The sequence below is a fragment of the Burkholderia puraquae genome (assembly GCF_002099195.1).
GTDB lineage: Bacteria > Pseudomonadota > Gammaproteobacteria > Burkholderiales > Burkholderiaceae > Burkholderia > Burkholderia puraquae.
The window spans coordinates 58,504-77,305 of record NZ_NBYX01000030.1; the positions used below are offsets into that span (position 1 = coordinate 58,504).

Consider the following 18,802-nt stretch of genomic DNA (forward strand, 5'->3'; position numbering starts at 1 on the left):
TTTGTTCATGGCGCGAGTGCGCGCGCCGGCGCTCAGTGCGAGGCCTTCACGTCCTTCGCATCCTTCGAGAACTGCACGGCGACTGCGCCGAGCACGCAGATCGTGGCGACGTACACCACCGGCGCGAGCGGATTCGACTTCATCATCAGCGACACGATCACCGGCGTGAGGCCGCCGAAGATCGCATACGCGACGTTGTACGAGAACGAGATGCCCGAGAAGCGCACGACGGCCGGGAAGCTCTTGACCATCACGAACGGCACCGCGCCGATCGTACCGACCATGAAGCCCGCGATCCCGTAGTAGAGCGGGAGCGTCGACGCGTCGGCTGCCACCTGCACGAACAGCAGGTAGTAGCACGCGGCCAGCCCGATGCCGCCGATGCCGAGCACACGCTTCGCGCCGATCCAGCCCGCGAGCGAACCCGCGGTGATGCAGCCGGCCGTCAGGCACAGCGTCGCGACGCTATTCGCGAACAGCGTCGTCGCGGGCGTCAGGTGGAACTGCTTCTGCAGCAGCGCGGGCGTCATCAGGATCACGACGACGATCGCGGCCGACAGCATCCACGTGAGCAGCATCGACACGATCACCGCGCGGCCGTGGTCGCGCAGCACGGCCTTCAGCGGAATCTCGGCCGCGAGCGCCTTCTTCGCCTTCATCTCGGCGAACACCGGCGTCTCATGCAGCCAGCGGCGCAGGTACACGGAGAACAGGCCGAACACGCCGCCGAGCAGGAACGGGATGCGCCACGCGAACGCGCCGACTTCGGCGGTCGAGTAACGGCTGTTGATGCCGGCGGCGACGAGCGAGCCGAGCAGGATGCCGGCCGTCAGGCCCGCGGTCAGCGTGCCGCACGCATAGCCGATGTGGCGCGACGGCACATGCTCGGACACGAACACCCACGCGCCCGGCACTTCGCCGCCGACCGCCGCGCCCTGCAGCACGCGGAACAGCAGCAGCAACACCGGCGCCAGGATGCCGATCGTGTCGTAGGTCGGCAGCAGGCCCATCAGCAGCGTCGGCACGGACATCATCAGCACGCTCAGCGTGAACATCCGCTTGCGGCCGAACAGGTCGCCGAAGTGCGCCATGATCACGCCGCCGAGCGGGCGCGCGAGATAGCCGGCCGCGAAGATGCCGAACGTCTGCAACTGGCGCAGCCAGTCCGGAATGTCGTGCGGGAAGAAGAGCTGTCCTATCGCCGGCGCGAAGAACACGAAGATGATGAAGTCGTAGAACTCGAGGGCGCCGCCGAGTGCGGCAAGGCCAAGGGTCTTGTAGTCGCTGCGCGTGAGCGCGCGTTCGGCGGCGCGAGGCACGCCGCTCAATTCGGAAGCTTGCATGGTCAGGACGATCGGTTTTCGAATGTAGTTGTCGGTGCTGCGTCTCCAGGGCCCGCTTTTCGGCATGGACTGACAAGGCGCGGCTTGCGTCGTCGAAGCGTGCCGCGTGCCGGGTGAGGCACGAAACATGCGCCGCCGCACCGGGATGGGGCGCGGCGGGGACGAGGCGTCAAAGCGGGTGGGGGGATTCTACAGGAGCGCGAAATGCGCGCGCGGGTATGCGCCGAGGAACGCTTCGGAACGCGAGGCCGAGGTCGAGATCGAGGCAAAAGCGCGCGCGGCGCGGGCGGCGGGCGAGCCGCTGACGCGCCGCGCGAGGCAGGGTCTCGCGTATCAGTTGCCGGCGATCGTATCGACCGGCTTGAACGCACCGTGCACGACCTTGTAGATCGTGACCGGCGCATCCTTCAGGTCGCCCTTCGCGTCGTACGCGATGTTGGGGGCCGACACGCCCTTGACCGACACCTTCCCGAGATACGGCGTGTACACCTTCGGATCGGTCGAGTTCGCGTCCTTCATCGCGGTGAGCAGCGCGATCGTGCCGTCATACGAGTACGGCGAGTAGGTGATCACGTCTTCGTTGAAGCGCGCCTTGTAACGCGCCGCGTAGCCGGCGAAGCCCGGCATCTTTTCCTTCGACAGCCCGCCCATGTAGACGATCGCGCCTTCGGCCGCGTCGCCGCCGACCTTCAGGAACGTCGGCGAGCGCGACATCTCGCCCGTCACGAATGCCGACTTCATCCCGAGCTGGCGCATCTTGCGGATCATCGGCGACGATTGCGCATCGCCGCCGCCGTAGAAGATCGCGTCCGGGTTCATCCCCTTGAGGTTGGTCAGGATTGCGGAGAAATCGAGCGCCTTGTCGTTCGTGAAGTCGCGCTTGATGATCGTGCCGCCCGCCGCCTCGACGGCCTTCGCGAATTCGTCGGCGATGCCCTGCCCGTAGGCCGTGCGGTCGTCGATGATCGCGATGCGCTTGAAGCGCAGCGTCTTCACCGCGTAGGTGCCGACGATGCGGCCCGCTTGCGCGTCGCTCGTCAGCAGCCGGTAGGTCGTCTTGTAGCCGCGCGCCGTGTATTGCGGCGACGTGGCCATCGAGATCTGCGGCAGCCCCGCGCGATCGTACAGGTCGGACGCGGGAATGCTCGTGCCCGAGTTGAAGTGTCCGATGATCCCGCGGACGTTGTCGTCGATCAGCCGCTGCGCGACGGTCGTGCCCGTGCGCGGGTCGGCCTGATCGTCCTGCGAATCGAGCTGGAACGTGACGGGCTTGCCGCCGATCGTCGGACGCGTCGCGTTGAAATCGGCGATCGCGAGCTGCACGCCCTTCTGCATGTCCGTGCCGTAGTTCGACTGCGGGCCGGTCAGCGGTGCGGCGAAACCGATCTTGACGACGTCGGCGGCAATGGCGTGCGCGCCCGACAGTGCGCAGGCAGCGGCCAGCGCGACGTGCGATACCTTCAGCTTCACTTTCACTTCCCCTTGATGGCGTGGTTGGGCCGCCGCCGGCTGGCGGGCCGGCCGCGGTAAACCGGGCGAGACGGTTCGGTCGGCACGCCGATGCGAGGGCCGTGCGTGCTTGCCGCGTGTTGTCCGGGCTGTGCCGGAATCGGCGTGCATGAGGGCCGATGCCGCAGGCCGTGCACGCCGATTGCTGCCGCGGCGGAAGGTCGTCTCGTGACCGTGAAGCGAAGTCTAGTTAGCGAAAATGCGTGCGTCTTGCGCGTTCGGTGCGCGGCCGGCGACGATATCGGCATATCGTCGATAACCCTGATATATGCTGAAATCGTCACGCCGAATGCGCAAACGCGCCAAGACGCTGCACGTGCGCATTCCTATGCTGGCGAGTTCGGGCGCGTCGTGCCGGTGCGCCCGTGCGCCGGTGTGCGCACGGCATGCCGGCATCGGAGCATGCGCGGCTGCCGCGCTGGCGCAAGCGGATTCGCAGTGCGCCGCCGCCCGCGCGGCGCAGTGGTTGCGCACGCAACGTGTGTCGCGTGTCGATGCCGGCCGATCGGCGTCGCGATGCGACGGCCGCCGCCAACTTGCCCGCCTTTGCGATCGGCGCGACGCGATCGAAGGGGCGCTTCTATAATCGACGCCATCTGCCACTCGCCTTGCGGTTGCCGGGATGACGCCCTTGCTTGCCGTACCGCCCATGAGCCTGTCCGAAACGTTGCGCTACCAGCCCGACAACGCCGATCTCGGCGCGATGCTTGCGCACTTCCGCCTGCTCGAACCGGTGTTCGACGCGCTGCCGGACGTCGCGTTCTTCGTCAAGGATGCGAACGGCCGCTACGCGCTCGTCAATCGCACGCTGGCGATGCGCTGCGGCTACAAGGACAAGCGCGACCTGCTCGGCAAGACGGCCGACGAAGTGTTTCCGCGCCGCTTCGGCCGCAGCTATTTCGAGCAGGACATGGCGACGATCAACGCCGGCCAGCAACTGACGGACCAACTCGAGCTGCACCTGTATCCGGGCCGCCAGCCGGGCTGGTGCCTGACCTGCAAGGAGCCGCTGCGCGACGCCGCGGGCAGGGTGGTCGGCCTCGCGGGGATCTCGCGCGACCTGAAGGCGCACGAGGGCTCCCATCCGGCGTACAGCCGGCTCGCCGACGTGGTCCAGCACATCCAGGATCACTACGTGCAGCCGCTGAACCTGAAGCAGCTCGCGCAGATGGCCGGGATGTCGGTCGCGCAGCTCGAACGCTACTTCCACAAGGTGTTCCACCTGACGCCGCGCCAGGTGCTGCTGAAGACGCGGCTCGATGCGGCCACCGCGCTGCTCGTCACGCACGACAAGGTGACCGACGTCGCAGCGCTATGCGGCTATACGGATCACAGCGCGTTCACGCGCCAGTTCAAGGCGACGGTCGGCGTGACGCCGACGGAATACCGGTTGATGCTGCAGGAGCGGGCGGGGTGACGCGACACGCCGAAAGGGCCGGCGAGTCGCAGGGATCGGGGCAATACGGGGTAACGGGGTAACGCTGAAAACGGCGGCTCAGCGGTAGCCGAGCCCTTTCAGGACGGCGGTGCCGTCTTCGGTCAGCCGGAAGCTCGGGGTGGTATCGGCGTCGAGCTTCACCATCTCGACGAGTCCGGCTTCCTGCAGCGCAGGCAGTTCGGGTTTGGCGTTCGCGCCGATCGGTGCGTGCAGCAGCACGAGCAGCGTCGCGATTTCATGATGACTGAGCAGGCGGCGCAGCATCGTCTTCTTTGCAGGGGGCGCGGCCTGGCGGCCCGCGGGTGCTTCTACGGCGCTCATCGCTTTCCTCCTTTTCGAGATAACCATCGGGTACTGGTTGCGGATGGTGCCGTCGAAGACTTAAGCGATTCTTAAAACAGCGGCGGGCGACGGGATGCTGCGCTGCGGTACGGGTTACCGGATGTAACGCCATACGGAACGCAGTTTCCGGCCCGACCGCGGCCAGCCGCGCGGGCCGGTACGCGGCCGCAGGATTCACCACGATGGTGCGCGTTCGAGGCGGCTTTTTGAAGCAACCACGGGCCGCGAATATGATTCGGCCCCGAAATCCCGCCTCGCTTCGTTCCCTTATTTCCTGCGCTGCGCCTGTGCGGCGAGCCGCACGGCCGCGTTGGCCGCGCCGTAGCCGTCGTATCCGCCACGCCGCTCGACGATCTCGAGCGAGAAGCGGTTATCGACCAGTTCTGTATACGCATGCAGGAATTCGCCGCCGTGCTCGTCGCGGTCGTACAGCAGGTGGTGCGTGCTCAGCGTGTCGATCAGTTCGTCCGGCAGCGCGTAGCGCGCGGCGAGATCGTCGTAGTAGTTCGGCGGAATGCGCAGGAACGGAATGCCGTCGGCCGCGAACGCGGCGACCGTCTTCACGATGTCGTCCGTGCGGAACGCGACGTGGTTCAGCCCCGTGCCATGGTAGCGGTCGAGCGATTCGGCAACCGCCGTGTGACGGTCGACCGACGCATTCAGCGCGATCCGCACCGAGCCGTCGGCGCTGCGCACCGCGCGGCTGCGCATCAGCCCGTACGGGTCGGGCACGAGCCAGCTGCGTTCGGCCTCGAAGCCGAACGCCGTCTTGAAGAACAGGATCCATGTATCGAGCGCGTCGGCCGGCAGCGCGAGGCACACGTGGTCGATACCCGTCAGCGGGCCGACTTCGCTCGGGCCGTCGATGTCGGTCAGCACGAAGTCCGATTCGTACAGCGTCGGTGCGTTCGGCGCCTCGTCGACGAAGTACTCGAGGCTGCCGTCCGGCGCCTGTACGCTCGGCAGCACGCGTTCGTTCGGCCCGACGCGGCCGGAGAACGGCGCATAACCGAAGCCGGCCGCGCGCTCGAACGCCACTTTCGCGTTGTCGACACGGAATGCGGATGCACACAGCGACAGCCCGTGCTGCTGGAAGAACGCATCGGCGAACGAGTCGCGCTCCGCGTTCAGTACGATCGACGCGGCGCCGTGCTGGAACAGTGTCACGTCCTTCGACCGATGCCGGCCCGCGAGCCGGAAGCGCATCCGGCCGAGCCATTCGCCGACGGTCGCCGCCGCCTGCGCGTCGACCGCGAATTCGATGAACTGGAACCCGACGTGCGCGGGCGGCGCCGGCGGCGCGAACAAAGGCTGGCTGGCGGCCGGCGCGCGGCCGTCCTGCGCGAGCCGCTCGCGCGTCAGCTCCTCCAGATAGAGCAGCGAGCGATGGCCGTCGGCGGCCGTGATCGCGGTCGGCGCCGCGCGGAAGCCGTCGTTGAAGATCTCGAGCGACAGCGGCCCCGTATAGCCCGATTCGATCACGCGGGCGGTGAAGCGCGCGAGGTCGAAGTCGCCCTGGCCCGGGAACGAGCGGAAGTGGCGGCTCCATTCGAGCACGTCCATCGCGAGCTTCGGCGCATCGGCGATCTGCACGAACGCGATCCGGTCGCCGGGGATGTCGGCGATCCCGTCCGGCGAATCGTCGAGCGACAGCGTGTGGAAGCTGTCGAGCGCAAGGCCGAGGTGCGGGCTGTTCACGGCATTCACGAGTTGCCACGCATGGCCGTAGCGCTTCACGACGCGGCCCCACGCGAGCGCTTCGTACGCGGCGACCACGCCGGCCTGCCGTGCGGCTTCGGCGAGCGCGCCGAGCTGGTCGACGAGCAGGCCGTCGTCGGCGATCGTGTCGGCCGACACGTTGCTGCACACCAGGATGCGGTCGGTGCCGAGCGCGTGCATCACGTCGAACTTGCGCTTGATCCGGTCGAGGTTGCGCGCGAGCTGGGCCGCGCTCACGCCCTCGAAGTCGCGAAACGGCTGGAACAGCACGATGTCGAGGCCGAGATCGGCGGCCATGCGCCGGACGTCGGCCGGCGATCCGTCGAAGTAGACGAGGTCGTTTTCGAAGATTTCGACGCCGTCGAAGCCCGCGGCCTGGATGGCGGCGAGTTTCTCGGCGAGCGTGCCGGACAGTGACACGGTGGCGATCGAGCGCTGCATGGGCGAATCCTGCGGATGAGCGGGGTATGGCGCCGGTCGAACCGGCCCTGAATGAACCAGTCGTTGAGTTCATTGCGAACGCCATATCCCGAATTTACTGGGCTAGTGATGCGTATTGTACAAACTAACTAGATGGTACAAATTAGCGAAAACCCGCAAAGACAGCCGGCGTTCCCGGGCGCACACTAGCGCCAAATTCCGATGTTTTCGGGGCGATGCCGGTCACGGTCCGCCCCTGTTTCAGGAGCAGAATCACGATGAGCAAGCACAAGGTGCTGGTGCTGAACGGCCCGAACCTCAATCTGCTGGGGACCCGCGAGCCCCATATCTACGGCGCGGAAACGCTCGCCGACGTCGAGCAGCGCTGCCGCACGGCGGCTGAAGGGCTCGGGCTGGAAATCGACTTCCGCCAGTCGAACGCCGAGCACCAGCTGATCGACTGGCTGCACGCCGCGCGTCACGACACGCACGGCATCGTGATCAACCCGGCGGCCTATACGCATACGTCGGTGGCGCTGGCCGACGCGCTTTCCGCGATCGCGAAGCCGGTGATCGAAGTGCATATCTCGAACGTGCATCGCCGCGAAGCGTTCCGTCACCATTCCTATGTGTCGGCGGTCGCCGAAGCCGTGATCTGCGGCTGCGGCACCGAAGGCTACGTGTTCGCGCTGCAGCGTCTGGCGACGCTGTTCGCGCAGGGAGCCGCACGATGAGCCGCCCGTCGTTTCTGATCGGCCTGATCGGCCAGGGCATCGGCGGCTCGCTGTCGCCCGCGATGCACGAGGAAGAAGGATTCCGCCAGGGGTTTGGCTATGTCTACCGGCGCATCGACCTCGACGCGCTCGGCGTGACCGTCGATGCACTGCCGCAACTGCTCGATGCCGCGCAGCGGATGGGCTACAACGGCCTGAACATCACGCACCCGTGCAAGCAGCGCGTGATCGAGCACCTCGACGCGCTGTCCGACGATGCGCGTGCGCTCGGCGCGGTGAACACCGTGCTGTTCAAGGACGGCAAGCGGATCGGCCACAACACCGACTGGTCGGGCTTCGCGAAATCGTTCCGCCGCGGGTTGCCCGACGCGTCGCTCGAACGCGTTGTCCAGCTCGGCGCGGGCGGCGCGGGTGCGGCCGTTGCGCACGCGGCGCTGCAGATGGGCGCGGCCGAACTGACGATTTTCGATGTCGACGGCTCGCGCGCCGCCTCGCTCGCGGCCGAGCTGCAGCAGCGCTTCCCCGCGGCACGGGTCGTGCAGGGCGGCGATCTCGCGGACGCGATGCGCGCCGCGACGGGCCTGATCCATGCGACGCCGACCGGCATGGCCAAGCATCCGGGCCTGCCGTTGCCGGCCGAGCTGCTCCACGCAGGCATGTGGGTGGCCGACATCGTGTATTTCCCGCTCGAAACCGAACTGATCCACGCGGCGCGTGCGGCCGGCTGCGCCACGTTGCCGGGTGGCGGGATGGCCGTCTACCAGGCCGTCGACGCGTTCGAGATCTTCACCGGGCGCACGCCCGACGCCGAGCGGATGTTCGATCACTTTCAGTCGCTCGTCGCGCGCTGACCCCATTACAGATACAGAAAGAGACCAGGAGACGACCATGCAGCACACCACCCACACGAGCGCCGCGCCGGCGCAGGCGTCCGGCACCGTCCGGCGCACCTCGGCGCGCTACAAGATTCTCGCGCTGCTCGCGATCGGCACGATGATCAACTATCTCGACCGCACCGTGCTGGGGGTGGCTGCGCCGCAGCTCACCAAGGAGCTCGGCATCAACGCGGCCGTGATGGGCATCATGTTTTCCGCGTTTTCATGGACGTATGTCGCGATGCAGGTGCCCGGCGGCCTGTTCCTCGACCGCTTCGGCAGCAAGATCACCTATTACTGGTCGATGACGCTGTGGTCGCTGTGCACGCTCCTGCAGGGTTTCGTGCCGGGCATCGCGACGCTGTTCGCATGCCGGCTCGGCCTCGGCGTGACGGAGGCGCCGTGCTTCCCGACCAACAGCCGCGTCGTCGCGACGTGGTTCCCGCAGAACGAGCGCGCGATGGCGACGGGCACCTATACCGTCGGCGAGTACATCGGCCTCGCGTTCTTCAGCCCGGTGTTGTTCGCGCTGATGGGTGCGTTCGGCTGGCGCTCGCTGTTCTGGGTCGTCGGTGCGGTCGGTATCGTGTTCGGCCTGGTCTGGTGGAAGTTCTATCACGAGCCGCGCAACCATCCGGGCGCGAATTCGGAGGAGCTTGCGTATATCGAGGCGGGAGGCGCTCTCGTGCACGGCGTGCGCAAGGATGGCGACAAGGGCGGCAAGGCCGCGCAGACGAAGTTCAGCTGGGCGATGGCCGGCAAACTGCTGAAGAAGCGCCAGCTCGCAGGCATCTGCCTCGGCCAGTTCGCCGGCAACTCGACGCTCGTGTTCTTCCTGACCTGGTTCCCGACCTACCTCGCCACCGAGCGCCACATGGGCTGGCTGAAGATCGGCTTCTTCGCGGTGATGCCGTTCATCGCCGCGTCGGTCGGCGTGATGTTCGGCGGGATTTTCTCCGACTGGCTGCTGCGTCGCGGCAAGTCTGCGAACCTTGCGCGCAAGCTGCCGATCATCGCGGGCCTGCTGCTCGCGTCGACGATCATTCTCGCGAACTACGTGCAGAGCAACGAGGCCGTGATCGCGATCATGTCGGTCGCGTTCTTCGCGCAGGGGATGGCCGCGCTCGGCTGGACGCTCGTGTCGGACATCGCGCCGGACGGCCTGCTCGGCGTCACGGGCGGGATCTTCAACTTTGCGGCGAACCTCGCCGGGATCGTCACGCCGCTCGTCGTCGGTTTCATTGTCGCATCGACCGGTTCGTTCGTCGGCGCGCTCGTGTTTATTGGCGTGATCGCGCTGATTGGTGCGCTGTCGTACATCTTCGTCGTCGGCGACATCAAGCGGATCGAGCTGTAAGCACCGGCTCCACGCATATCCCGTGCGTTCGCCCGGCGGCCGGTTGGCCGCCGGGCTTTTTTGTATGCGCGCGCCGGCGGGTGCGCCGGCTGGCATGCCGCCTTATGCGCGTTGCACCGCGATGCCGAGCGATTCGACCGCCTGCGCAATTGCCGCGACCGCGCGCCGGATATCGTTGGCGTCGATCGCGCCGATGCAGCCGACGCGGAATGTCTCGAGCTGCGTGAGCTTGCCCGGATACAGGATGAAGCCCGCATCGCGCACCGCGTCGTAGAAGCGGCGGAAATCGTAGGCCGGGTGGTCGGGTGCGTGGAACGTGACGATCACCGGCGCCTGCACGCTCGCATCGAGGAAAGGCGCGAACCCGAGCGCGCGCATCGATTCGACCAGCGTTCGGCAGTTGTCCGCATAGCGCGCGCCGCGCGCCGGCTGGCCGCCTTCGGCGAGATACTGGTCGAGCGCGGCGCGCAGCGCGGCGATCACGTGCGTCGGCGGCGTGAAGCGCCACTGGCCCGTCTTGCGCAGGTACGCGTACTGATCGTGGAGATCGAGCGCGAGCGACGGCGAGTTGCCTTCGCTCGCGTCGAGCGCGTCGCGCCGCACGATCGCGAATCCCATCCCCGGCACGCCTTCGAGGCATTTGCCGCTCGCCGAGATCAGCGCATCGATGCCGCTGTCCGCGAGCGTGATCGGCAATGCGCCGAACGAGCTCATCGCGTCGACGATCAGCCGCTTGCCGTGGCGCCGGCACGCGGCCGCGATCCCATCGAGCGGATTCAGGATCCCGGCGCTCGTCTCCAGATGCACCTGCGCGACGTGCGTGATGCGCGGCTCGCGTGCGAACGCGGCTTCGATCGCGGCCGGATCGACGGCCGCGTCCTCGCCGAACGGCAAGGCGATCGCTTCGATACCGAGCCGGCCGAGGATCTTCAGGATGCGCGCGCAGTACGCGCCGTTGTCGGGCACCAGCACGACGCCGTCGCGCGGCACCAGCGTGCCGAGCGCGGCTTCGACCGAGAACGTGCCGCTGCCCTGCATCGGTACGCATACGTACTCGTCGCCGCCGTGCGCAATGGCAACGAGGTCCGCGCAGACGCTGGCCGTCAGTTGATTGAACGCAGCATCCCACGAGCCCCAGTCATGTTGCATGGCGTGGCGGGTTGTGGCGGACGTGGTGAGCGGGCCGGGCGTAAGAAGAATCGGATCGGACATGGTTTTCCCTCGCAAAGGTCGGGAGAAACGCCGGGCGGCATTTCTGGGTGACTTGCATAATATTGGCAAAATGTGTCATTTGTTGGAAATTGCCGCATTCGTCACGGGTTTGTCATCGAACGCTGTGATCCTTCGCTTGCCGCGCGAAACCAACCGCAGCGCGGCGGCGAGGCGGGCCGTCGATCGGCCTTGCCTGGAGATAACAGGAGAGCCGGATCGTGCCCCGGCCATTTGGTGTTCCGCCTACGGAGAAGTCAGATGACACTGCAGAAACCCTCGCGCGCCGCCGCCGGCGCGTTCCGCAAGCTTGCGCTGGCTGCCAGCGTCGCCGGTCTGATGGGCGCCGCGCTGCCTGTGCATGCGGCGAGCGCGGTCGTGCTGTATACGGCAGACGGTCTCGAGAACCTCTATCGCGATGTGCTGCCGGCCTTCGAGAAGAAGGAAGGCGTCAAGGTCAACATCGTGACGGCGGGCAGCGGCGAAGTCGTCAACCGCGCGAACATCGAGAAGAATTCCCCGAAGGCCGACGTGATCGTCACGCTGCCGCCGTTCATTCAGCAAGCCGGCCAGATGGGCCTGCTGCAGTCGTACCAGAGCGTGAACTACAAGAACGTGCCGGCCATCGCGAAGGCTGAAGACGGCACATGGGCGACGTTCGTGAACAACTACTTCTCGTTCGCGATCAACCCGGACGTCGTGAAGAACCAGCCGAAGACGTTCGCCGACCTGCTGTCGCCGGCCTACGCCGGCAAGGTTGCGTACTCGAACCCGGCCACGGCAGGCGACGGGATGGCCGTGCTGATCCTGACGACCTCGCTGATGGGCGAGGACAAGGCGTTCGACTACCTCGCGAAGCTGTCGCAGAGCGTGAAGTTCCATACCAAGGGCACGGGCTACCTGAACGTGCTGCTGTCGCGTAACGAGATCAGCGTCGCGAACGGCGACCTGCAGATGGACCTCGACGATGCCGAACACGGCGCGCTGTCCGTCAAGCCGATCTTCCTGGCCGCGAAGGATGGCGACCAGCCGACCACGTTCCAGCTCCCGTACGGCATCGGCCTGATCAAGAGCGGCCCGAACCAGGACGCCGGCAAGAAGCTGATCGACTACCTGATGTCGACGGAAGTGCAGTCGAAGGTGCCGGACATGTACGGCATCCCGGGCCGCACGGACGTGCCGCTGGCCGGCAAGAACGGCGAAGCGGTGAAGAAGGCGATCGCGGGCGTGAAACTGATCCCGGTCGACTGGACCCAGGTGATGGCGAAGAAGCCGGTGTGGATCGAGCGCTGGAAGAAGGACGTGATCGGCAGCTCGGGCAAGCAGCTCGACGTCGTCAAGCCGAAGTGATCGGCGCACGCCGCCTGTATTAGTGAGCGAGAGGATGAACCCGGTGGAAACCACCCTGACCCATCCCGGCGCATTCGGCGCCGCCGAACCGCGGGCAACGCTGCGGTCCGGCGCGCCGGGCGGCGTGCAGATCGAACACCTGAGCGTGCGCTACGGCGCGCGCACGGTGCTGGAAGATCTGTCGCTGTCGATCGGCGCCGGTGAATTTCTGACCGTGCTCGGCAAGAGCGGTTGCGGCAAGACCACGCTGCTGCGCTTCATCGCCGGGTTCGTGAAGGCCGACGGCCTGACCGGCACGCTGACCGTTGCCGGGCGTGACCTGACCTATGCGCCGCCGCACAAGCGCAATCTCGGTCTGCTGTTTCAGAATTACGCGCTGTTCCCGCACCTGTCGGTGTTCGAGAACGTCGCATTCGGGCTGCGCGCACGCGGCATGTCGTCGTCGGAAGTGACGCGCCGTGTCGCCGACGCGCTGAAGCTCGTGCAGCTCGGCGACGCAGGCCACCACCTGCCCGCGCAGCTGTCGGGCGGGATGCAGCAGCGCGTCGCGCTGGCCCGCGCGCTCGTGATCGAGCCGGACGTGCTGCTGCTCGACGAGCCGCTGTCGGCGCTCGACGCCAACCTGCGCGCATCGGTGCGCAGCGAACTGAAGGCGCTGCACGAGCGCCTGCCGAACCTGACCGTCGTCTGCGTGACGCACGACCGCGACGACGCGCTCGTGCTGTCCGACCGCGCGCTGCTGATGCGCGACGGCCACATCGCGCAGCTCGGCACGCCGCAACAGCTGTACGACGCGCCGCGGGATGGCTACGTCGCACGCTATCTCGGCCCGGCGAACCTGCTGCCGCCGCACGTGATCTTCCCGCTCGGCGATCCGCGCCACGAAGTGCGCGGCAAGGTTGCCTGCGTGCGCCCCGAGCGCCTGACCCTGATGCCGCCCGCCGCGGGCGGCCTGCACGGCACGGTGTCGTCCGTCGAATGGCAGGGCGCGGACCTGTCGATCGCGGTCACGATCGACGCGGCGCCCGACGAGCCCGTGCGCGTCACGATGCAACGCGGCCGCGGTGCGGCTCCCGAGCGCGGTGCGCGCGTTTCCCTGCATTGCGAGGCAGACGATGTCGTCCTTATCGAGCCCTGAAGCCGGCCTGCCGCCGCACGTGCTCGCGTCGGCCGCCGCGCACGCCGCCGCCGCGCGGCGCCGCAAGCGCATGGGCGACCTGCACCTCGCCGCGCTTGCGACCGTCGTGCTGGGCCCGCTCGTCGTCTATCCGCTGGTGCGGCTCGTGCTGCTGAGCGTGTCGGGCGACCACGGGCTGAGTTTTGCCGCGTACCGCACGTTCTTCGGCAACCCCGACACGAGCAACGTGCTGCTGACGACGCTCGGCGTGCTGTTCGCGAGCGCCGGCACCGCGTCGGTGCTCGGCGTGCTGCTGGCCGCGCTGCTGTTCTTGAAGCCGTTCCCGGGCGCATCGCTCGTCACGCGCTTCCTGGAGCTGTACGTTGCGTTCCCGTCGTTCCTCGTCGCGTTCACGCTGATCTTCCTGTACGGCTCGCAAGGCTCGATCAGCATCGCGCTGCAGCACCTGTTCCATCTCGAGAATCCGCCCCTCGATTTCCTGTTCGGTATCGGCGGCGTGATCCTCGCGCAGACCGTGTTCTATACGCCGTTCGTCGTGCGCCCGACGCTCGCGTCGTTCGCGACGCTCGACCTGCGGCTGATCGAAGCCGCGCGCAGCCTCGGTGCGTCCGGCTGGCTGCTCGCGCGTCGCGTCGTGCTGCCTATCGCGTGGCCGGGTATAGCCGCCGGCACCGTGCTGTGCTTCCTGCTGACGCTGAACGAATTCGGGATCCTGCTCGTGCTCGGCAGTGCGCGGCTCGTGACGCTGCCGGTCGCGATCTACAGCAGCGCGACCGTCGATCTCGACCTGCCGACCGCGTCGGCCGGCGCGGTCGTGATGCTCGCGCTGTCGCTGGCGCTGTATGCGGTTTATCGCCGGGTGAACCGGCGCGCGACGGGAGGGAACGATGTCCGCTGAATTCCGTATCGGGCAAGCTGTGCCGCGCCACCGGATCGGCTGGGGCGACACGGTGCTCAAGCATGCATCGCGCGCGGCGCTCGCGCTGGCCGCGTTTGCATGCTTCTGGCTGTTCGTGTTGCCCGTGATCGTCGTCGCACTGTCGAGCGTGTCGACGCAATGGTCGGGGACGATCTTGCCGGCTGGTTACAGCCTCCGCTGGTTCGAGCGGCTCGGGTCGCCCGAATACGACGCGCTGCTGACGAGCCTGGAAATCGGCTTCGGCGTGTCGGCGGTCGGCACGATCCTCGGGCTGTGGCTCGCGCTGGCGCTCGAAGGGCGCGACCGACGCGGCCTCGGCGCGGTGGTCGACGCGCTCGTGATGGTGCCGAACGGCGTGCCGAGCGTCGTGCTCGGGCTCGCGGTGCTGATCGCGTATCACCAGAAGCCGGTCGACCTGTCGAGCTCGGCGGCGATCGTCGTGCTCGTGCAGCTCGCGCTGATCTTGCCGTTCTGCTATCGCTGCGCGGCTGCCGCGCTGCGTCCGGAACTGACCGTGCTGCGCGAAGCGGCGGCGAGCCTCGGTGCGCCGCCCGCGATGGTGCTGCGCCGCGTGCTGCTGCCGCAGCTCGTGCCGGCGCTGCGCGCAAGCCTCGCACTCGGTTTCGCGCTGTCGCTCGGCGAGCTCGGCGCGACGCTGACGGTCTATCCGCCGGGCTTCGCGACCGTGCCGATCGTCGTGATCGGCCAGGTGGAGCGCGGTTATTACCTTCCGGCATCGGCACTGTCGCTGCTGATGCTCGGCGCGTCGCTCGCGGCGCTGCTGCTGATCGCCGCGCGCGTGCCGCGCGGCAAGCGGGGGGCATCATGAACGCCGCGTTCGCATTGCGCCAACCCGGAGAAGCGTCGGCAGCCCGTGCATCGACGGATCTCGCGGGGCGCGCCGTCGACGTCAACGGCCGGCACTACCGGCTGCCGGTCGAGCCGACCGTCGTCGTCTGCGTCGACGGCTGCGAGTACGACTATCTCGAACGGGCGGTGGAAGCGGGCGTCGCGCCGTTCATCGGCCGGATGATTGCGGAAGGCACGGCCTGGCGCGCCGATTGTGTCGTGCCGACCTTCACCAACCCGAACAACCTGTCGATCGTCTGCGGTGTGCCGCCGTCGGTCCACGGGATCTGCGGCAACTATTTCTGGGACCCGGCCGCCGATGGCGGGCGCGGCGCCGAAGTCATGATGAACGACCCGGCCTACCTGCGGGCCGGCACGCTGCTCGCGGCGGCGTCCGCAGCCGGTGCGCGGGTCGCCGTCGTGACGGCGAAGGACAAGCTGCGCCGGCTGCTCGGCTGGCAGCTGAACGGCATCTGCTTTTCGGCCGAGAAGGCTGCGCAGGCGAACCTCGCGGAAAACGGGATCGCCGACGTGCTCGACTGGGTAGGCCTGCCGTCGCCGGACGTCTACAGCGCGGCGTTGTCCGAATTCGTGTTCGCGGCCGGCGTGCGGCTTGCGCAGACGCGCCAGGTCGACCTGATGTACCTGTCGACCACCGATTACGTGCAGCACAAGTGCGAGCCGGGCAGTGCCGGCGCGAACGCGTTCTACGCGATGATGGACGGCTACCTCGCGCAGCTCGACGCGCTCGGCTGGGCGATCGGGCTGACGGCCGATCACGGGATGAACGCGAAGCACGATCCCGCGACGGGCCGGCCGAACGTCATCTATCTGCAGGATGCGTTCGACGGCTGGTATGGCGGGCAGGCTGCGCGCGTGATCCTGCCGATCACGGATCCTTACGTCGTGCACCACGGCGCGCTCGGCTCGTTTGCGACCATCTACTTGGCGCCCGGTGTCGACCGGGCCGAGGCGATGTGGCGCGCGGGCAGCCTCGACGGCGTCGAGCTCGTGCTCGACAACGCGGAAGCCGCCGCCCGTTTCGAGCTGCCGGCCGACCGGATCGGCGATCTCGTCGTGATCGGCCGCCGCGACATGACGCTCGGTACGCGCGAGCGCGAACACGATCTGTCGGGCCTCACGGTGCCGCTGCGCTCGCATGGCGGCGTGTCGGAGCAGGAAGTACCGCTACTGTTCAATCGCCGTATCGAGCCGGCCGATCCCGCGCGTCGCCCGCGCAACTTCGACGTGTTCGATTTCGTGCTGAACCGGGTCGCGACATGATGGCTCATCCCCGGCACGATCACCCGGCGTTTCGCGCAGAGGCGCTGCGCTGGTGCGGCACGCGCGCGACGCGCGAACGCACGCTCGACGTCATGGACCCGTACACGGGCACGCGCGTCGGGACGGCACCGCTGGCGAGCGTCGACGACGTGCGCGCGGCATTCGACTACGCGATGGCGTACCGGCCGACGCTCACGCGTTACGAGCGTTCGCAGATTCTCGAGCGTGCGGCCGCGCTGTTGCGCGAGCGCACCGAGGAAGCCTCCGACCTGATCACGCTCGAATCGGGGCTGTCGAAACAGGACTCCCGCTACGAGATCGGCCGCGTTGCCGACGTGTTGAAGTTTGCGGCGGTCGAGGCGCTGCGCGACGACGCGCAGAGTTTCTCGTGCGACCTGACGCCCCACGGCAAGGCGCGCCGTGTGTTTTCGCAGCGGCAGCCGCTTGACGGCGTGATCGTCGCGATCACGCCGTTCAATCATCCAATGAACCAGGTGGCGCACAAGATCGCGCCGGCGATCGCGACCAATAACCGCGTGATCGTGAAGCCGTCGGAGAAGATGCCGCTGTCGGCGTTCTACCTGGCCGACCTGCTGTACGAAGCGGGTCTGCCGGAACCGATGCTGCAGGTGCTGACCGGCGATCCGCGCGAGATCGCCGACGAACTCGTCACGCACCCGCATGCGTCGCTGATTACCTTTACGGGCGGCGTGGCGATCGGCAAGGCGATTGCCGCGCGGGCCGGCTACCGTCGCATCGTGCTGGAACTGGGCGGCAACGATCCGCTGATCGTCCTCGACGATGCCGATCTCGAACGCGCGGCGTCGCTGGCGGTGCTCGGTTCGTACCGGAATTCGGGTCAGCGCTGCACGGCCGTCAAGCGGATGCTGGTACAGCGCTCGATCGCACCCGCGTTCACCGAGTTGCTCGTCGAGAAGACGCGCGCATGGAAGTACGGCGATCCGTTCGATTCCGCAAATGAAATGGGCACGGTGATCGACGAGGCGGCGGCGCGGCTGTTCGAGGCGCGCGTGGGCGAGGCGGTCGCGCAGGGCGCGCGCCTGCTGACCGGCAACGTGCGGCGCGGCGCGCTGTATGCGCCGACCGTGCTCGACAACGTCGATCCGTCGATGACGATCGTGCGCGAGGAGACCTTCGGCCCGGTATCGCCGGTGATCACGTTCGACACGATCGACGACGCGATCCGGATCAGCAACGGGACGGCGTTCGGGCTATCGTCAGGCGTCTGTACGGACAGCACGGCGGCGGTCGTGCGGTTCGTGAACGAGCTGAACGTCGGCACGGTGAATGTATGGGAGGTACCCGGATACCGGATCGAGCTGTCGCCGTTCGGCGGGATCAAGGATTCGGGGCTCGGTTACAAGGAAGGCGTTCAGGAGGCGATGAAAAGCTTCACGAACCTGAAGACTTTTTCGCTGCCGTGGGAGTAAGCGGATGGCACTGACGGTGGAAGAGATCCACGGGTTGTATCGCGAGCATGGCCATGTCGCCTATAGCGGCGAACCGGTCACGCAGCTGGAGCATGCGTTGCAAAGCGGCTTGCTGGCGGAAGCGGCAGGGGCTCACGAAGCGCTGGTTGCGGCGGCGTTCCTGCACGATCTCGGGCATCTGCTGAATCGCCAGGGCGAGACGCCGAGCGCGCGCGGGATCGACGATCTGCATCAGTATTACGTGCTGCCGTTCCTGCGGCCGCTGTTCTCCGACGCGGTGCTGGAGCCGATCCGGCTGCACGTCGACGCGAAGCGCTGCCTGTGCCGCACCGACGCCGGCTACTTCGAGAGCCTGTCGCCGGACTCGGTGCGCAGCCTTGCGCTGCAGGGCGGTATCTTCAGCGAAGAGGAGATGACGGCGTTCCTGCAGCGTCCGTTCGCGGTGGATGCGCTGCGTCTGCGCCGCTGGGACGATACGGCGAAGGAAGAAGGCAAGGTGACGCCGGATCTCGCTCACTATATGGCGATCGTCGCGCGCCAGGTGCGCGCGGCCTGACGATTCGGCCGCCTCTATATAAGGCTCCGCACGCGGTAGCGTGCGGAGCCTTATATTTTTTGAGAAACCCCTTGCGCGAATGCCGCGCGCTACCTACAATCACGCCTCTTTCGCGCTAACGGAAACGCAGCGCGGGAGAGGGAAGCAAGGTCGGTGGTGTGCTGCAAGTCTGGCGCACGCAGCTGGCCTGGAAGTTGAGCCCCGCAGTCGCAACGACGTAGTGTAAAAAGTTGTTGACGAGCTGCGAAACACGGTTCATAATCTCGCTTCTCTGCTGCTGAAAACGCAGCGCTGCCGGGAAACACGAAG

The 18,802-nt window shown here is 67.2% G+C and carries 17 protein-coding genes; 11 read left to right on the plus strand and 6 right to left on the minus strand.

From position 1 onward, the window contains the following. Nucleotides 1–32: 32 nt before the first annotated feature. Nucleotides 33–1,343: an MFS transporter gene (locus tag B7G54_RS34230; RefSeq protein WP_085043129.1), complete on the minus strand. Its 1,311-nt coding sequence runs from the start codon at nucleotides 1,341–1,343 to the stop codon at nucleotides 33–35. 333 nt (nucleotides 1,344–1,676) lie between these two features. Then, on the minus strand, nucleotides 1,677–2,813 hold the full coding sequence (locus tag B7G54_RS34235; RefSeq protein ID WP_085043130.1) for a branched-chain amino acid ABC transporter substrate-binding protein: 1,137 nt from the start codon (nucleotides 2,811–2,813) through the stop codon (nucleotides 1,677–1,679). 661 nt (nucleotides 2,814–3,474) lie between these two features. Here B7G54_RS34235 and B7G54_RS34245 point away from each other — a divergent pair. Continuing rightward, on the plus strand, nucleotides 3,475–4,269 hold the full coding sequence (locus B7G54_RS34245) for an AraC family transcriptional regulator (RefSeq protein WP_085043131.1): 795 nt from the start codon (nucleotides 3,475–3,477) through the stop codon (nucleotides 4,267–4,269). Nucleotides 4,270–4,347: 78 nt separating this feature from the next. Here B7G54_RS34245 and B7G54_RS34250 read toward each other — a convergent pair whose 3' ends face one another. After that, nucleotides 4,348–4,611, minus strand: a complete 264-nt coding sequence (locus B7G54_RS34250) for a hypothetical protein (protein ID WP_085043132.1) — start codon at nucleotides 4,609–4,611, stop codon at nucleotides 4,348–4,350. 288 nt (nucleotides 4,612–4,899) lie between these two features. Further along, complete coding sequence (locus B7G54_RS34255) at nucleotides 4,900–6,792, minus strand: bifunctional sugar phosphate isomerase/epimerase/4-hydroxyphenylpyruvate dioxygenase family protein (RefSeq protein WP_085043133.1); 1,893 nt, start codon at nucleotides 6,790–6,792, stop codon at nucleotides 4,900–4,902. A 257-nt stretch (nucleotides 6,793–7,049) separates the two neighbouring features. Here B7G54_RS34255 and aroQ point away from each other — a divergent pair, with 257 nt between their 5' ends. From aroQ to B7G54_RS34270, 3 genes are read left to right on the plus strand one after another with little or no spacing between them, the layout of a single operon-like run. Continuing rightward, nucleotides 7,050–7,505, plus strand: coding sequence for a type II 3-dehydroquinate dehydratase (aroQ, locus tag B7G54_RS34260; protein ID WP_043180853.1), 456 nt, complete (start codon nucleotides 7,050–7,052; stop codon nucleotides 7,503–7,505). Further along, nucleotides 7,502–8,356, plus strand: coding sequence for a shikimate dehydrogenase (locus B7G54_RS34265; protein WP_085043134.1), 855 nt, complete (start codon nucleotides 7,502–7,504; stop codon nucleotides 8,354–8,356). The genes aroQ and B7G54_RS34265 overlap by 4 nt, the downstream gene beginning before the upstream one ends. Before the next feature lie 37 nt (nucleotides 8,357–8,393). Next, nucleotides 8,394–9,737 (plus strand): MFS transporter, encoded by a 1,344-nt coding sequence (locus tag B7G54_RS34270; RefSeq protein ID WP_085043135.1) that lies wholly within the window; start codon nucleotides 8,394–8,396, stop codon nucleotides 9,735–9,737. A 102-nt stretch (nucleotides 9,738–9,839) separates the two neighbouring features. On the opposite strand, the gene B7G54_RS34275 is transcribed toward B7G54_RS34270, so the two are convergent. Then, nucleotides 9,840–10,949, minus strand: a complete 1,110-nt coding sequence (locus B7G54_RS34275) for a 2-aminoethylphosphonate--pyruvate transaminase (protein WP_085043136.1) — start codon at nucleotides 10,947–10,949, stop codon at nucleotides 9,840–9,842. 258 nt (nucleotides 10,950–11,207) lie between these two features. Here B7G54_RS34275 and phnS point away from each other — a divergent pair, with 258 nt between their 5' ends. From phnS to B7G54_RS34310, 7 genes are read left to right on the plus strand one after another with little or no spacing between them, the layout of a single operon-like run. After that, a complete protein-coding gene (phnS, locus tag B7G54_RS34280) occupies nucleotides 11,208–12,296 on the plus strand; it encodes a 2-aminoethylphosphonate ABC transporter substrate-binding protein (protein WP_085043137.1) in 1,089 nt (362 codons plus the stop codon). A 34-nt stretch (nucleotides 12,297–12,330) separates the two neighbouring features. Then, on the plus strand, nucleotides 12,331–13,434 hold the full coding sequence (gene phnT, locus B7G54_RS34285) for a 2-aminoethylphosphonate ABC transport system ATP-binding subunit PhnT (RefSeq protein ID WP_085043138.1): 1,104 nt from the start codon (nucleotides 12,331–12,333) through the stop codon (nucleotides 13,432–13,434). Beyond that, the gene (gene phnU / locus B7G54_RS34290) at nucleotides 13,412–14,332 is read left to right on the plus strand and encodes a 2-aminoethylphosphonate ABC transporter permease subunit (RefSeq protein ID WP_085043139.1); all 921 of its coding nucleotides are present in this window, start codon (nucleotides 13,412–13,414) and stop codon (nucleotides 14,330–14,332) included. The genes phnT and phnU overlap by 23 nt, the downstream gene beginning before the upstream one ends. Continuing rightward, nucleotides 14,322–15,182 (plus strand): 2-aminoethylphosphonate ABC transport system, membrane component PhnV, encoded by an 861-nt coding sequence (gene phnV / locus B7G54_RS34295; protein ID WP_085043140.1) that lies wholly within the window; start codon nucleotides 14,322–14,324, stop codon nucleotides 15,180–15,182. Before phnU ends, phnV begins: the two co-directional genes overlap by 11 nt. After that, nucleotides 15,179–16,486, plus strand: a complete 1,308-nt coding sequence (gene phnA, locus B7G54_RS34300; protein WP_085043141.1) for a phosphonoacetate hydrolase — start codon at nucleotides 15,179–15,181, stop codon at nucleotides 16,484–16,486. The genes phnV and phnA overlap by 4 nt, the downstream gene beginning before the upstream one ends. After that, nucleotides 16,483–17,937 carry a phosphonoacetaldehyde dehydrogenase gene (gene phnY / locus B7G54_RS34305; RefSeq protein ID WP_085043142.1) on the plus strand — a complete coding sequence of 485 codons (1,455 nt, stop codon included), beginning with the start codon at nucleotides 16,483–16,485 and terminating at the stop codon, nucleotides 17,935–17,937. Before phnA ends, phnY begins: the two co-directional genes overlap by 4 nt. Before the next feature lie 4 nt (nucleotides 17,938–17,941). Further along, a complete protein-coding gene (locus B7G54_RS34310; protein WP_085043143.1) occupies nucleotides 17,942–18,493 on the plus strand; it encodes a phosphonate degradation HD-domain oxygenase in 552 nt (183 codons plus the stop codon). A 115-nt stretch (nucleotides 18,494–18,608) separates the two neighbouring features. On the opposite strand, the gene B7G54_RS39415 is transcribed toward B7G54_RS34310, so the two are convergent. Next, the coding region (locus tag B7G54_RS39415; protein ID WP_208864971.1) for a hypothetical protein at nucleotides 18,609–18,802 on the minus strand (194 nt) is incomplete at its 5' end.